Annotated in this window: 14 protein-coding genes and 1 tRNA gene; 14 read left to right on the forward strand and 1 reads right to left on the reverse strand. The window is 60.9% G+C overall.

Features of this window, described 5'->3' with window-relative positions; all coding sequences use genetic code 11:
- Positions 1-395: 395 nt before the first annotated feature.
- Positions 396-485, reverse strand: a tRNA-Ser gene (locus tag ASF70_RS02065).
- A gap of 304 nt (positions 486-789) precedes the next feature.
- Here ASF70_RS02065 and rplU point away from each other — a divergent pair.
- From rplU to ASF70_RS02135, 14 genes are all read left to right on the forward strand, one after another.
- Positions 790-1101, forward strand: coding sequence for a 50S ribosomal protein L21 (gene rplU, locus ASF70_RS02070; protein ID WP_062462732.1), 312 nt, complete (start codon positions 790-792; stop codon positions 1099-1101).
- 32 nt (positions 1102-1133) lie between these two features.
- On the forward strand, positions 1134-1403 hold the full coding sequence (rpmA, locus tag ASF70_RS02075; RefSeq protein WP_062462735.1) for a 50S ribosomal protein L27: 270 nt from the start codon (positions 1134-1136) through the stop codon (positions 1401-1403).
- A gap of 130 nt (positions 1404-1533) precedes the next feature.
- Positions 1534-2181, forward strand: coding sequence for a GNAT family protein (locus ASF70_RS02080; protein ID WP_062577019.1), 648 nt, complete (start codon positions 1534-1536; stop codon positions 2179-2181).
- Positions 2178-2783 carry a GNAT family N-acetyltransferase gene (locus ASF70_RS02085; RefSeq protein WP_062577021.1) on the forward strand — a complete coding sequence of 202 codons (606 nt, stop codon included), beginning with the start codon at positions 2178-2180 and terminating at the stop codon, positions 2781-2783. The genes ASF70_RS02080 and ASF70_RS02085 overlap by 4 nt, the downstream gene beginning before the upstream one ends.
- A 165-nt stretch (positions 2784-2948) precedes the next feature.
- Positions 2949-4010: a GTPase ObgE gene (gene obgE / locus ASF70_RS02090; RefSeq protein WP_062577023.1), complete on the forward strand. Its 1062-nt coding sequence runs from the start codon at positions 2949-2951 to the stop codon at positions 4008-4010.
- Positions 4007-5224 (forward strand): glutamate 5-kinase, encoded by a 1218-nt coding sequence (gene proB / locus ASF70_RS02095; protein ID WP_062577026.1) that lies wholly within the window; start codon positions 4007-4009, stop codon positions 5222-5224. The genes obgE and proB overlap by 4 nt, the downstream gene beginning before the upstream one ends.
- Positions 5214-6494, forward strand: coding sequence for a glutamate-5-semialdehyde dehydrogenase (locus ASF70_RS02100; protein WP_062577028.1), 1281 nt, complete (start codon positions 5214-5216; stop codon positions 6492-6494). Before proB ends, ASF70_RS02100 begins: the two co-directional genes overlap by 11 nt.
- A gap of 37 nt (positions 6495-6531) precedes the next feature.
- The gene (locus ASF70_RS02105; protein ID WP_113110014.1) at positions 6532-7128 is read left to right on the forward strand and encodes a nicotinate-nucleotide adenylyltransferase; all 597 of its coding nucleotides are present in this window, start codon (positions 6532-6534) and stop codon (positions 7126-7128) included.
- 120 nt (positions 7129-7248) lie between these two features.
- The gene (gene rsfS, locus ASF70_RS02110; RefSeq protein WP_062577032.1) at positions 7249-7665 is read left to right on the forward strand and encodes a ribosome silencing factor; all 417 of its coding nucleotides are present in this window, start codon (positions 7249-7251) and stop codon (positions 7663-7665) included.
- A 114-nt stretch (positions 7666-7779) separates the two neighbouring features.
- Positions 7780-8262, forward strand: coding sequence for a 23S rRNA (pseudouridine(1915)-N(3))-methyltransferase RlmH (rlmH, locus tag ASF70_RS02115; RefSeq protein ID WP_062577033.1), 483 nt, complete (start codon positions 7780-7782; stop codon positions 8260-8262).
- A 151-nt stretch (positions 8263-8413) separates the two neighbouring features.
- On the forward strand, positions 8414-9793 hold the full coding sequence (locus tag ASF70_RS02120) for a murein hydrolase activator EnvC (protein ID WP_156461725.1): 1380 nt from the start codon (positions 8414-8416) through the stop codon (positions 9791-9793).
- Positions 9783-11114 (forward strand): S41 family peptidase, encoded by a 1332-nt coding sequence (locus ASF70_RS02125; protein ID WP_062462763.1) that lies wholly within the window; start codon positions 9783-9785, stop codon positions 11112-11114. Before ASF70_RS02120 ends, ASF70_RS02125 begins: the two co-directional genes overlap by 11 nt.
- Before the next feature lie 81 nt (positions 11115-11195).
- The gene (locus ASF70_RS02130) at positions 11196-12395 is read left to right on the forward strand and encodes a divergent polysaccharide deacetylase family protein (protein ID WP_062577038.1); all 1200 of its coding nucleotides are present in this window, start codon (positions 11196-11198) and stop codon (positions 12393-12395) included.
- Between the two features lie 16 nt (positions 12396-12411).
- The gene (locus tag ASF70_RS02135; RefSeq protein WP_062577041.1) at positions 12412-12945 is read left to right on the forward strand and encodes an RNA pyrophosphohydrolase; all 534 of its coding nucleotides are present in this window, start codon (positions 12412-12414) and stop codon (positions 12943-12945) included.
- Positions 12946-13007 lie beyond the last annotated feature (62 nt).

Here is a 13007-nt window from a genome sequence, read left to right on the forward strand (position 1 = left end):
CCTACCTGATTTGAACTGCTCTTCAAAGTTCAATCCAGCAAATCAGGTGTATCGAAAGCTGTTCTGTCCACGGTGGAATCTATCCAGCTAGCTTCCGTTATGGCCGGACAAGTCTCGCAGTTGACGCTCGAGGAATAGGCAGCGCTACGCATCTGCTCCTTCATCCGTCTGGAATTTGCGCCCTTCCTGGACACCGCTGGAAAGGTCGCTGGAGCAGGTGAAGGAAACCAAATTCAGGCGTTGACCTCCTCGTAAAGCAACCCCGCTGCGTCGTCTTCATGTTGATGAACGGCAATGCTTCGAAACAAGCGAAAATCGTAATGTGGGGTGAATCGAGGGCTGAGCTACTGAAACAAACGATTGTTTGTAAAATTTCAACGACTTACAAATTTTAATGGCGGAGAGGGTGGGATTCGAACCCACGATACGGTTGCCCGTATGCCGCATTTCGAGTGCGGTGCTTTCGACCACTCAGCCACCTCTCCGCTTTGCTGGTCGGCGCATTTGATGCGCGGCTGTCTCATAGCGGCGAAAAATCGGGCTGGCAAGGGGTGAAATGCAAGTCTTCATATCCTTTCGTCTTGACAGTTTTTGGGGGCTCGCGTAAGGCCGGACGCGTCGAAGTCTGGAAAAATGTCCAGATCAGACCTTGCGCGCCAAGGCGTGCAGAAAATCACCGGCAGGTCCGTTCTGGAAGATTGTTCTTTCGCAGCCCTGCTATAGCCCGACTGAGAAAAAGACGGCCGTCCTTTCGGGGATAGAGCCGGAACGAACATGAAAGGATAACCAATGTTCGCAGTCATCAAGACCGGCGGTAAACAGTACCGCGTGGCCGCCAACGACGTGCTCACCATCGAAAAGCTGGAAGCAGAAGCTGGCGCAATCGTAGAATTCAACGAAATCCTGGTCATCGGCGTCGGCGCGGATGCCAAGTTCGGCGCTCCCTTCGTTTCGGGTGCGACGGTCAAGGCTGAAGTTGTAGAGCATAACCGTGGCAAGAAGGTTCTGTCCTTCAAGAAGCGTCGCCGCCAGAATTCCAAGCGTATTCGCGGTCATCGCCAGCATCACACGGTCGTCCGCATCACGGACATCCTCGGCTAATCCAGGTTTTCGAAAGTTAAAGGAGAACACCAATGGCACATAAAAAAGCTGGCGGCTCGTCGCGTAACGGTCGCGATTCTCAGTCCAAGCGCCTTGGCGTGAAGAAGTTCGGTGGCGAAGTCGTCATTCCGGGCAACATTATCGTGCGTCAGCGCGGCACGCAGTGGCATCCGGGCGCCAATGTCGGCATCGGCACAGACCACACGATCTTCGCACTGACGGCAGGCAACGTGAATTACCGTACGCGCGCTAATGGCCGCGTATACGTGTCCGTTATGCCGAAAGCCGAAGCCGCAGAATAAAGCCGGCAAGCGTGAAGCAACCGGCGTCTCATCGACCCGGTTGAACGTTTGAAGGTTCAGTCAAAGAAAAGGGGAGATGGGGCGCTACCCATCTTCCCTTTTTCTTTTATCCCTCAAAGGAGACTGAACCATGCAAGGCGAATTAGTAAGGGCTGGCCAATTACGGCCGCCGGAAACCAGACCAGAGGAACGGCTCAGGCCGGACCGGCTGAGAAGCGATTGCCCCGTCTTACTGTCGCAGAGCCTTGTTCTGCGCGCACCGCACGAAGACGATATCGACGCACTTGCCCATCTCGCCAACAATGCGAACATTGCGACCATGGTGTCGCGCATGCCGCATCCCTACACGTCTAAAGACGCGGCCGATTTCGTGCGACGCACGAATGCGGGCGAGATTGGCAAATGCGTTTATGCCGTGACCCGAGCTGACAACGGCCAGTTTCTCGGCTGCTGCGCACTCGAACCCCAGATCGACGAACGAACCCTCGAAATCGGCTACTGGCTGGGCGAACCCCACTGGAACAAGGGCTATGCTACGGAAGCAGCCCACGCGCTGATCGACATGGCATTCCGCACCCGCAGCCATATCGAGCACATCGATGCCCGTTGCCGGGTCACCAACATCGCGTCGAAGCGGGTGATCCAGAAATGTGGCTTCCAGTTCCAGGGCACAGGCATGATCGAATGCCTGGCCGTGGGCGGAATGGTCCCCGTCGAATGGTTCCGGCTGGACCGCAAGACATGGATGTCGCTGAGAAGCTGGGGAGAGCTGAGATGAGTGCCGTCGTTCTCGAAAAGGCAAAAGCGGTCCGCACCCAGCCTGGCCCCTGCCCTGAAATCGTCACGCAGCGCCTGACGCTTCGCCCGCACCGCCTGTCGGATGCGTCAGCGATTGCCGAAACGCTTTCCGATTTCAAGGTCAGCCGCATGCTGTCGCGTGTTCCGCAGCCTTATGACCGTCAGGATGCGCTCGACTGGCTGGTGCCGCAAACTTCGGGCATCCTGCCGAACTGGCAGCTGGCGATCACCACCGGCGACGATGTGCATATCGGCGTTGTCGGCCTGGAACTCAGGCACGGCCGCTGGCATCTCGGTTACTGGCTGAACCGCCTCTATTGGGATCGCGGCTATATGAGCGAGGCAGCGTCGGGGGTCCTCGACCGCTTCTTCCGCCGCATGCCGGACACTGTCGTCCATTCGGGCGCGTTTGCCGACAATCTCGGTTCGCTCAATGTGCAGACAAAGCTCGGCTTCCGCATCACAGGCGCAAGCGATGTGTTCAACCGCGCCCGCAATGTCATGGTGCCGCATATCGAGACGGAGCTTGCCCCGGAGGATTTCCGGCTTCTGGCCCCCGCTCCCCGGCATGATCGCGCCTGATCATGCCTTGATCACGATCGGCCCCGGCGGATGCCTTGTCCGCCGGGGCCGTTTTCAGCGCATTCTGTCGATAGGCTTTGACCTAAAGCCTGTCGGACGGTATCGAAAACCTTAAGTACGTCCCGCCGGAGAGCGGGAGCGACCAAGAACAGGACTACCAGACCGATGAAATTTCTCGACGAAGCAAAAGTCTATATCCGCTCCGGTGACGGCGGCGCGGGCGCAGTTTCGTTCCGACGGGAAAAGTTCGTCGAATTCGGTGGACCTGATGGTGGCGATGGCGGCCGTGGTGGCGACGTGTGGGTCGAAGCCGTCAATGGCCTCAACACGCTGATCGATTTCCGTTTCCAGCAGCATTACAAGGCAAAGGTCGGCATCCACGGCATGGGCCGCAACCGCACCGGCGCCAATGGCGACAGTGTCACGCTCAAGGTTCCGGTCGGCACGCAGATCTTCGAGGAAGACAACGAAACGCTGATCATCGACATGACCAAGGAGGGTCAGCGGTTCAGGCTTGCCAAGGGCGGCAATGGCGGCTTCGGCAACACGCATTTCAAGAACGCCACCAACCAGGCACCGAACTGGGCAAACCCTGGCCTTGAGGGCGAGGAAGCCACCATCTGGCTGCGGCTGAAGCTGATTGCCGATGCAGGACTTGTCGGCCTTCCGAATGCCGGAAAATCCACCTTCCTGGCCTCGGTTACCCGCGCCCGCCCGAAGATCGCAAACTATCCCTTCACCACGCTGCACCCGAACCTCGGTGTCGCCACGATCGACGGCCGCGAGTTTGTTCTCGCCGATATTCCGGGCCTGATCGAAGGCGCTCATGAAGGCGTTGGCATCGGCGATCGCTTTCTTGGCCATGTGGAACGCACCCGCGTTCTGCTGCACCTCGTGTCTTCCATCGAGGAAGAAGTCGGCAAGGCCTACAAGACGGTCAAGACCGAGCTTCAGGCCTATGGTGGCGGTCTGACCGACAAGCGCGAAATCGTTGCGCTGTCGCAGATCGATGTGCTCGACGAGAAGGAACTGAAGAAGAAGGCCAAGGAGCTTGAGAAAGCCTGCGGCCAAAAACCTTTCCTGATCTCCGCCATCACCGGCACGGGCATGACCGATGTTCTGCGCGCGCTCCGCGATGTCATCGTCGCGGCAAGCGTCGGCGAAGACACGGCCCTGCCGAACCGCTCCGTTCCTGTTCAGGAGTTCGACGAGGACGTCGACGAATGACGCCCGGCCACGAGATCGGTCACAAGCAAGTCTCTTCCGGGCAAGCCGGCGGTCGCAAGCCGCTCGGCGACCATCGCCGGATCGTCATCAAGATCGGCTCGGCCCTCTTGGTCGATCGCAAGACCGGCCTGAAATCTCCGTGGCTCGACGCGATCTGCGCCGATATCGCCGCGCTTCGGGCGAAGGGTATCGATGTTCTCGTCGTCTCCTCCGGCGCGATCGCCCTCGGCCGTACCGTGCTGAACCTTCCCCACGGCGCCCTCAAACTGGAGGAAAGCCAGGCAGCGGCAGCCGTCGGCCAGATCGCGCTTGCCCGCGCCTGGTCGGAAAGCCTGTCGCGGGACGGGATCGTCGCGGGACAGATCCTGCTGACGCTGGGCGATACGGAAGAGCGTCGCCGCTATCTCAACGCCCGTGCCACGATCAACCAGCTTCTGAAGATCGGCGCGGTTCCGATCATCAACGAAAACGACACCGTCGCAACGTCCGAAATCCGCTACGGCGACAACGACCGGCTTGCCGCGCGCGTCGCCACCATGACTGGCGCCGACCTTCTGGTTCTGCTGTCGGATATCGACGGTCTTTACACGGCACCGCCGCATCTCGATCCGGATGCGCAGTTTCTGGATATCATCAATGTCATCACACCCGAGATCGAGGCGATGGCCGGCGGTGCGGCATCTGAACTGTCGCGCGGCGGCATGCGCACCAAGATCGACGCCGGCAAGATCGCGACGACTGCGGGCTGCGCCATGATCATCGCATCGGGCAAGCCGGATCATCCGCTGCGCGCCATCGAACACGGCGCGCGATCCTCCTGGTTTGCCCCATCTGGCACACCGGTGACGGCAAGAAAGACCTGGATTGCCGGACAGTTGCAGGCGGCTGGCGAACTCGTCGTCGACGAAGGCGCCGAACAGGCGTTGGGTTCGGGCAAAAGTCTGCTGCCCGCCGGCGTGCGCCGCATCGAGGGCAATTTCCACCGGGGTGATACGGTCGCGATCATCGGCGCGGAAGGCCGCGAGATTGCCCGCGGTCTTGTCAGCTACGATGCCGACGAGGCACGCCAGATCACCGGCCGCAAATCGGCGGAAATTGAAGCCATTCTGGGCTATGCCGGCCGTGCCGCCATGGTCCATCGCGACGACCTTGTTATGACAGGCGCGATCAGGCGCACGACCACCCGCAAGGAGGATGCCGTTCATGTTGGATAAGGTCCAGATGACCGACGTTGCCGCAATCATGGATGCGATCGGCGTCAACGCAAAGGCTGCAGCCAGTGCATTGGCAACGGCATCGACCGAGCAGAAAAACGATGCGCTCAATGCCATGGCCGATCTGGTTCTCGCCAACAGCGTCGCAATCCTGAGCGCCAATGCCGAGGATCTCCGCAACATCGAGGGCAAGGGGCTCCTCCCCTCCTTCATCGACCGGCTGACCCTCACCGAAAAGTCGATCGCCGGCATGGCGGAGGCGCTTCGCGAAATCGCCGCGATCAAGGATCCGGTCGGTGAAGTGATCGCCGAATGGGATCGCCCGAACGGGCTCCATATCGAACGTGTCCGCACGCCGCTTGGCGTGATCGGCGTCATCTACGAGAGCCGGCCGAACGTGACGGCCGACGCCGGCGCGCTCTGCCTCAAGGCCGGCAATGCGGTGATCCTGCGCGGCGGCTCGGATTCGATCCATTCATCGCAGGCAATCCATCACTGCCTGGTGGCGGGCCTCAAGCAGGCGGGTCTACCCGAACATGCGATCCAGCTCGTGCCGACGACCGATCGGGCGGCCGTCGGCGCCATGCTGTCGGGCCTCTCCGGCGCTATCGACGTCATCGTTCCCCGCGGCGGAAAAAGCCTGGTCGCCCGCGTCCAGTCCGAAGCCCGCGTGCCGGTCTTTGCGCATCTGGAAGGTCTCTGCCACATCTACGTCGATGCCTCCGCGGATTTGGAAATGGCAAAGGCGATCGTCGTCAATGCCAAGATGCGCCGCACCGGCGTCTGCGGTGCGGCCGAAACACTGCTGGTCGACAGCGCCGCGATCGGGACCCACCTGATGCCGGTGCTGGAAGCGCTGACGCAGGCCGGCTGCGAAATCCGCGCTTCGGCGGCCGTGCTCAAGGTTCACCCGGGCTTCAAGCCGGCGAACGAGGAAGACTGGCACACGGAATATCTCGATGCCGTCATTTCGGTGGCGATCGTCGATGGCATCTCGGGTGCGATCCGCCACATCAACACCTATTCATCAAGCCACACCGAAGCGGTGATTGCGCAAGATCCGGCCGTGGTCGCGCGCTTCTTCAACGAGATCGATTCAGCGATCCTCCTGCACAACGCGTCGACCCAGTTTGCCGATGGCGGCGAGTTCGGCATGGGCGGAGAGATCGGCATTTCCACGGGCAAGATGCATGCGCGCGGCCCTGTTGGCGTCGAACAGCTGACCTCGTTCAAATACAGGGTGCACGGCACCGGCCAGATCCGGCCCTGACGTGACGGAAGAGCGGATCGAAAGACGCCATCTCGCCATGCCGCATGTGGAACGGGGCATGGCCGTCGGGCTTTTCGGCGGCTCGTTCAACCCACCGCATGAAGGCCACCTTCTGGTCGCCGAGATTGCGCTTCGGCGCCTTGGGCTCGATCAGCTGTGGTGGATGGTGACACCCGGCAATCCGCTGAAAAGCCGGTCTGAACTCGCATCCCTCCCCGATCGCATCGCCATGAGCGAGCGGCTGATTCAGGATCCACGCATCAAGGTCACCGCGTTCGAAAAAGCGCTCGGCGGCGCCTATACCGCCGATACGCTGTCCTTCGTCAAGGCGCGCAATCCGCATATCCATTTCATCTGGATCATGGGTGCAGACAGTCTCAGGACCTTTCACCACTGGCAGAAGTGGCAGGAGATCGTCTCCACCTTCCCGATCGCCGTCATAGACCGGCCGGGTGCAACGCTTTCCTTCCTGTCATCAAAGATGGCCCGGACATTCCAGCATGCCCGTGTTGACGAGACGGATGCCGGCACGCTGTGGAAGCGCCGCCCGCCCGCCTGGACCTTTATACACGGTCCCCGCTCAGCCTTGAGTTCGACGGCAATCCGGGCATCGGGAAAGACTTCCGATTCCTGAAGTGGAACATTCCGATCACTTGAAAGATAAAGCATTCGATGCCACCTTCGGTATGCGGCCGGTCATCAGACGGGATTCGCGCGAAGAGGATGTTGCTGTTACCGGACGAAAGGAACGACCCTGACAACAGTACACGCGAAGGGAAGGACGGCCTCCGTCATTCCGCAGAGCCTGGAACGTGGCGATGATGCCGCCGCCCATGCCCTCGATCAGGTCCTCACGAGCCTCGAGGACTCCAAAGCAGAAGATATCGTCACCATCAATATTGCCGGAAAATCCGCTCTCGGAGACTACATGGTCGTCGTCTCCGGACGATCGAGCCGGCATGTCATGGCGATCTGCGATCACCTCATCACCGACCTGAAAGCAGAGGGCCTCGGCGGGGCCCGTGTCGAAGGCATGGAGACGGGTGATTGGGTGCTGATTGACACTGGTGATATCATCATCCATGTGTTCCGCCCCGAAATCCGCGAGTTCTACAACATCGAAAAGATGTGGGCCGCTCCGGATGTCGAGGAAGGCACAGTGCTTCACTAACAGGCCGGGACGTTCCTGAGCCGACAAGATGCGACGATTGCATGCTAACGGCGGCGCGTTGACGACGTGCCGGCGCAGTGGCAGCCGAGAGCTCTGAAAACAACGGATCAGGACATGCGCATCAGCCTTTTCGCCGTGGGACGGCTCAAAGCCGGACCCGAGAAAGATCTTGCGTCCCGTTACCTCGACCGTTTCTCCAAGGCCGGGCCCGCAATCGGGCTCGAACTTGCCAGGATGATCGAAGTGCCGGAAAGTCGCGCCTCCAATGCAGAAACGCGAAAGCGCGAGGAGGCGGCCGCACTTGAGAAGGCCCTTCCCGAGGGCGCCATCCTCGTTCTGCTCGATGAACGCGGCAAGGCGCTCGATAGCGAAGCCTTTGCCGGTCTGATCGACAAGTACAAGGACGGCGGCAAGCGCGACATGATGCTTGCCATCGGCGGCGCCGACGGGCTGGACCCGGATCTTCGGGCACGCGCTGATGTCGTCCTCAATCTCGGCTCTATGACATGGCCGCATCAGCTGGTCCGCATTCTCATTGCCGAACAGCTGTATCGCGCCGTCACCATCCTTTCAGGCCATCCCTACCACCGCGTTTAGACTTCGTTTACCTTCCGGGCCGATGTTGCGAAACACGATGTTGTTTATGGCTGGCCCCGGCGAATCAGCCTAGCCTTCGCAGGTCCGCTGCAGATTCGAGAACGCAATGACAATCAGGAGAGCCATAGCCCTGGGCCTTGCGCTGCCAGCGATGGCATCGGCGCTTGCCTTCGCGCCTCTCCGTCTGCCGCCCTTTCACTGGATTGCCTTGGCACAGGAAGCGGCACCGCCTGCGGCCCAGCCCTCCCCGCCCGCGACCGAAGCCTTGGCGGATCCGACCGCCGATCTTCAGAAGAGACGCAATGAGACCCGCGGCGAGCTGGAAGTGCTGGCCAAAAGCATGAGCCTTTCGTCGGAAAAGGTCGCTCAGATCGAGCACAGCATTTCCGGCATCAAGAAGACGTCTGCGGATATGCGCCAGGCCCTGATCGATTCAGCCGCACGCCGCAAGGACCTGCAGTCGAAGATACAGGTCAGCGAAGACAAGCTCGCTTCGCTGAAAGTGCAGGAAGACAAGATCCGCGTTGCCCTGAGGGGGCGTCGCTCCATTCTCGCCGAAGTGCTGGGTGCTTTGGAACGCATGGGCCGTAGCCCGCCGCCAGCGCTGCTGGTGTCGCCCGATGACGCGCTCGGCTCCGTCAGAAGCGCGATCCTGCTCGGCGCCGTCGTGCCCGGCATGCGGGCGGAGGCCGAAAGGCTGGTCACGGATCTTCAAAATCTCGCGAGCCTGCAAGCCGAAGCGGCACGGGAAAAGGAAACCGTCTCGCAAACCATCACGGCAGGCGTCGAGGAAGAGCGGCGCATGAACCTGCTGCTGGCTGAAAACGCCAAGCTGAATGCCGAGAACGAAAGACAGCTGGCCGCAGAACGCGCGCGTTCTCAGGAACTTGTTGGCCGCGCCACCTCGCTTCAGGATCTTATTCAGGGGCTTGAAGGACAGATCGCATCCGTGCGCGAAGGCATGGATCTGGCCCGTGCCGAGGAAGAGCGCCGTCGGCAGATGTCCGAAGAAGAACGCGAAAAAGCCCGGCAATTGGCGGAAAGCGGTGTGCCCGACAAAAACCGCATTGCGCCCGCATACGCGTTTTCAAGCCTCAGGCAAAAACTGGAGCTTCCGGTTGCCGGCGAAATATTGCGTGCGTTCGGCGATGCAGACGGAACGGGACACCCGGCACGCGGTATGACCGTGGCCTCTAACCCCGGCGCAGTGGTGACAGCACCGGCCGATGGGCTGGTCGTGTTTGCCGGTGCATTCCGGAGCTATGGCCAGATGATCATCCTGAACGCCGGCGACGGCTATCATGTTGTTCTGGCAGGAATGGACATGGTCAACGCGCGGCAGGGCAAGTTTGTCTTTGCTGGCGAACCGATCGCTGCCATGGGTGAGAAAAGAGTAGCAAGTGCGACTGCGTTGGCGCTGGAAACGGATCGCCCGACGCTTTACATTGAATTCCGAAAAGACGGCACTCCGGTTGATTCTAAACCGTGGTGGGCCAGCAAAGAAACTGGAAGGGCGCGAAATGATTCGTAGGGCTTCTCTTGTCATCGTCGGAGCACTGTTGGGTGCGACCGCGATGAGCGTCATTTATTCAGCCGGTGTCCCGGCCCAGGCCGCCGGGGCTTCCACCTATAAGGAACTGTCGATCTTCGGCGACGTGTTCGAGCGGGTCCGCGCCCAGTATGTGACGCCACCGGATGAAAACAAGCTGGTCGAAAATGCCATCAACGGCATGCTGAGCTCGCTGGATCCGCATTCGAGCTTCATGAATTCCAAAGATGCCGAAGACATGCGCACCCAGACGCGCGGTGAGTTCGGCGGTCTTGGCATCGAAGTGACAATGGAGAACGAGCTCGTCAAGGTCATCACGCCGATCGACGACACGCCGGCATCCAAGGCTGGCATTCTTGCCGGCGACTTCATTACTGAAATCGATGGCCAGGCTGTTCGCGGCCTGAAGCTGGAAGACGCTGTCGAAAAGATGCGCGGCGCCGTCAATACGCCGATCAAGCTGACGGTCATCCGACAGGGTGCCGACAAGCCACTCGACATCACCGTCATGCGCGACATCATTGCCGTGCGCGCCGTGAAATCCCGCGTCGAAGGCGGCGACATCGGATATGTGCGCGTCATCTCCTTTACCGAGAAGACCTATGACGATCTCGAAAAGGCGATCAAGAAGATCAAGGCCGACGTGCCTGCGGACAAGCTGAAGGGCTTCGTGCTTGACCTGCGCCTCAACCCGGGCGGTCTGCTGGATCAGGCGATCAACGTCTCCGACGCCTTCCTGGAACGCGGCGAAGTGGTTTCCACCCGCGGCCGCAATGCGGATGAGACACGCCGCTTCAATGCCGGCCCTGGCGACCTGACCGATGGCAAGCCGGTGGTTGTGCTTGTCAACGGCGGCTCGGCTTCCGCATCTGAAATCGTCGCCGGCGCCCTGCAGGATCTGAAGCGCGCGACCGTTGTCGGGACCCGCTCGTTCGGCAAGGGCTCCGTCCAGACGATCATTCCGCTTGGCGAATCCGGTGCGCTGCGCCTGACGACGGCGCTCTATTACACGCCATCGGGCAAGTCGATCCAGGGAACGGGCATCACGCCTGACATCAAGGTCGAACAGCCGCTGCCGCCGGAACTGCAGGGCAAGGTCCGCGCCGAAGGCGAATCCAGCCTCAAGGGCCATATCCAGGGTGCGGCTGAGACCGACGAAGGTTCCGGTTCGGCTGCCTATGTGCCGCCGGAAACCAAGGACGACCTGCAGCTGAACTATGCCATGGACCTGCTGCATGGGACAAAGACAGACCCGTCCTTCCCGGCTAGCCCTGACAAGGCTGCGGCCGCCGTCAAGAACTAATCAGGCAAACCGGTCAGGCGGCTGTTTCATCACAGCCGCCTGACCGCATTCATTTCGGCAGCGCAGACGCGGGCATATCCCTTGGGCAGCGATCTCCATGCACCGCTCGGTCAAAACCGGCCGCCGAAGCGACGAACGGCGCGTCGCCTGTCGGCCGTTGCCGTTTTAGGAAGCATCGGCGTGATTGCCGTCGTCGGCTTGTCGATCTATGCGATGCGAAACGACCCTCAGCTTGAGCGCATCGCCTCGAGCGAGCCCCCCTCCTCCACGGCGATCGCCCCCAAGACACCTGCCGATGATGCAGTTTCTCCCGAAAATGCCAACCCCAACGGCATGCCCCGGTCCAATCCGAATTCCGGCGCGACCATTGAGCAGAACCGGATGGCGGACGGCTCGGTCGTGACAAAATACACGCCGCGCGCAAGGGATGGAAACGGTCCCGTCCTTATCAATGCCCAGAGAATTGGCCAGGACCCGCGATTTGCGGCAGAGCCGAATACGTCTCTTCTGGAAGACACGGAATACGGCAAACTGCCGATCCTCGGCGAGGATGGCCTGCGACCGATGGATCAGTATGCACGACCCTGGTCCGGCGCCCGCGGCACAAGGATCGCGATCGTGGTCGGTGGCCTCGGCCTCAGCCAGACGGGCACCCAGCGCGCAATCCAGCAACTGCCGCCAGGCGTAACGCTAGGCCTTGCTGCAAGCGGCAACAGCCTGCAGCGCTGGATGCAGGAAGCGCGCCGCGCGGGCCACGAAATCATCATCCAGGTCCCGTTCGAGCCTTACGACTATCCGGCCAACGACCCTGGACCCGGCACACTTCTCGTCAAGGATCCTGCCGCAAAGAACCTTGAGCGACTGCACGTGGCGATGGGCGAGATCACCAACTATACGGGGATCATGAACTACCAGGGCGGCCGCTATCTCTCCGACGTCAAGGCGCTTGAGCCTGTCCTGCGCGACATGGCCTCCCGCGGCCTGCTGTTCCTCGATGACGGCACCTCGGCCCAGTCGAAGACGGAGGTGCTGGCAAAGGCGATGCAACTGCCGCACGCCTTCGGTGACCTGACCCTGGACGGTCAGCTTCAATCCGACGCGATCCTCAAGAAACTTGACGAACTGGAGCGGATAGCCCAACGCAAGGGAACGGCAATCGGCATCGCCTCCGCCTTCGACGAGAGCATCGCGGCGATCCGCAAATGGGCCGACGAAGCCTCGCAACGCGGTGTAGAAATCGTCGGTGTATCGACGCTTGCCCGCGAGAGCGTGGCACCTTGAAGCAAGGGGGAATGATATGGCCAAGGATCACAAGAAACCGGTGAAAGCGGACGATCTTCCCTATCGTCCCTGCGTCGGGGTCATGGTGCTCAACAGCGAGGGCCTCGTTTGGGCCGGACGCCGCATTGCTGCCGGCAACAGCGAATTCGACGGGTCTCCGCAACTGTGGCAGATGCCGCAGGGCGGGATCGACAAGGGCGAAGATCCCCTGCCCGCCGCCTATCGTGAACTGTACGAAGAAACGGGCATGCGTTCCGTCGCGCTGCTTGCCGAAGCCGGCGAGTGGATCAATTACGATCTTCCGGAACACCTGATCGGTATCGGACTGAAGGGAAAGTATCGCGGACAGACGCAGCGCTGGTTTGCCTTCCGCTTTGACGGCGATGAAAGCGAGATCGCCATCAACCCGCCGCCGGGCGGCCATACGGCTGAATTCGATGCCTGGGAATGGAAGCCGATGCAGGATCTGCCCGGCCTGATCGTGCCGTTCAAGCGCGCGGTCTATGACAGGGTCGTCGCCGAATTTGCCCACCTCGCGCCGGCAGGCTGATTGCACGTCCGGTTAGCGCTGGTCGGATAAAGCAAAGCCCGGTGAAAGCATCTTCCACCGGG

The sequence above is a fragment of the Rhizobium sp. Leaf321 genome (genome assembly GCF_001423215.1).
GTDB lineage: Bacteria > Pseudomonadota > Alphaproteobacteria > Rhizobiales > Rhizobiaceae > Neorhizobium > Neorhizobium soli.

Excerpts from the sequence above, each read along its gene's own strand:
- ASF70_RS02105 (WP_113110014.1), top strand. The coding sequence starts at position 6,532 with ATGCCGCATGTGGAACGGGGCATGGCCGTCGGGCTTTTCGGCGGCTCG.
- ASF70_RS02135 (WP_062577041.1), top strand. The coding sequence starts at position 12,412 with ATGGCCAAGGATCACAAGAAACCGGTGAAAGCGGACGATCTTCCCTAT.
- rplU (WP_062462732.1), top strand. The coding sequence starts at position 790 with ATGTTCGCAGTCATCAAGACCGGCGGTAAACAGTACCGCGTGGCCGCC.
- ASF70_RS02120 (WP_156461725.1), top strand. The coding sequence starts at position 8,414 with ATGGCATCGGCGCTTGCCTTCGCGCCTCTCCGTCTGCCGCCCTTTCAC.
- rlmH (WP_062577033.1), top strand. The coding sequence starts at position 7,780 with ATGCGCATCAGCCTTTTCGCCGTGGGACGGCTCAAAGCCGGACCCGAG.
- ASF70_RS02080 (WP_062577019.1), top strand. The coding sequence starts at position 1,534 with ATGCAAGGCGAATTAGTAAGGGCTGGCCAATTACGGCCGCCGGAAACC.
- proB (WP_062577026.1), top strand. The coding sequence starts at position 4,007 with ATGACGCCCGGCCACGAGATCGGTCACAAGCAAGTCTCTTCCGGGCAA.
- ASF70_RS02100 (WP_062577028.1), top strand. The coding sequence starts at position 5,214 with ATGTTGGATAAGGTCCAGATGACCGACGTTGCCGCAATCATGGATGCG.
- rpmA (WP_062462735.1), top strand. The coding sequence starts at position 1,134 with ATGGCACATAAAAAAGCTGGCGGCTCGTCGCGTAACGGTCGCGATTCT.
- ASF70_RS02125 (WP_062462763.1), top strand. The coding sequence starts at position 9,783 with ATGATTCGTAGGGCTTCTCTTGTCATCGTCGGAGCACTGTTGGGTGCG.
- obgE (WP_062577023.1), top strand. The coding sequence starts at position 2,949 with ATGAAATTTCTCGACGAAGCAAAAGTCTATATCCGCTCCGGTGACGGC.
- ASF70_RS02085 (WP_062577021.1), top strand. The coding sequence starts at position 2,178 with ATGAGTGCCGTCGTTCTCGAAAAGGCAAAAGCGGTCCGCACCCAGCCT.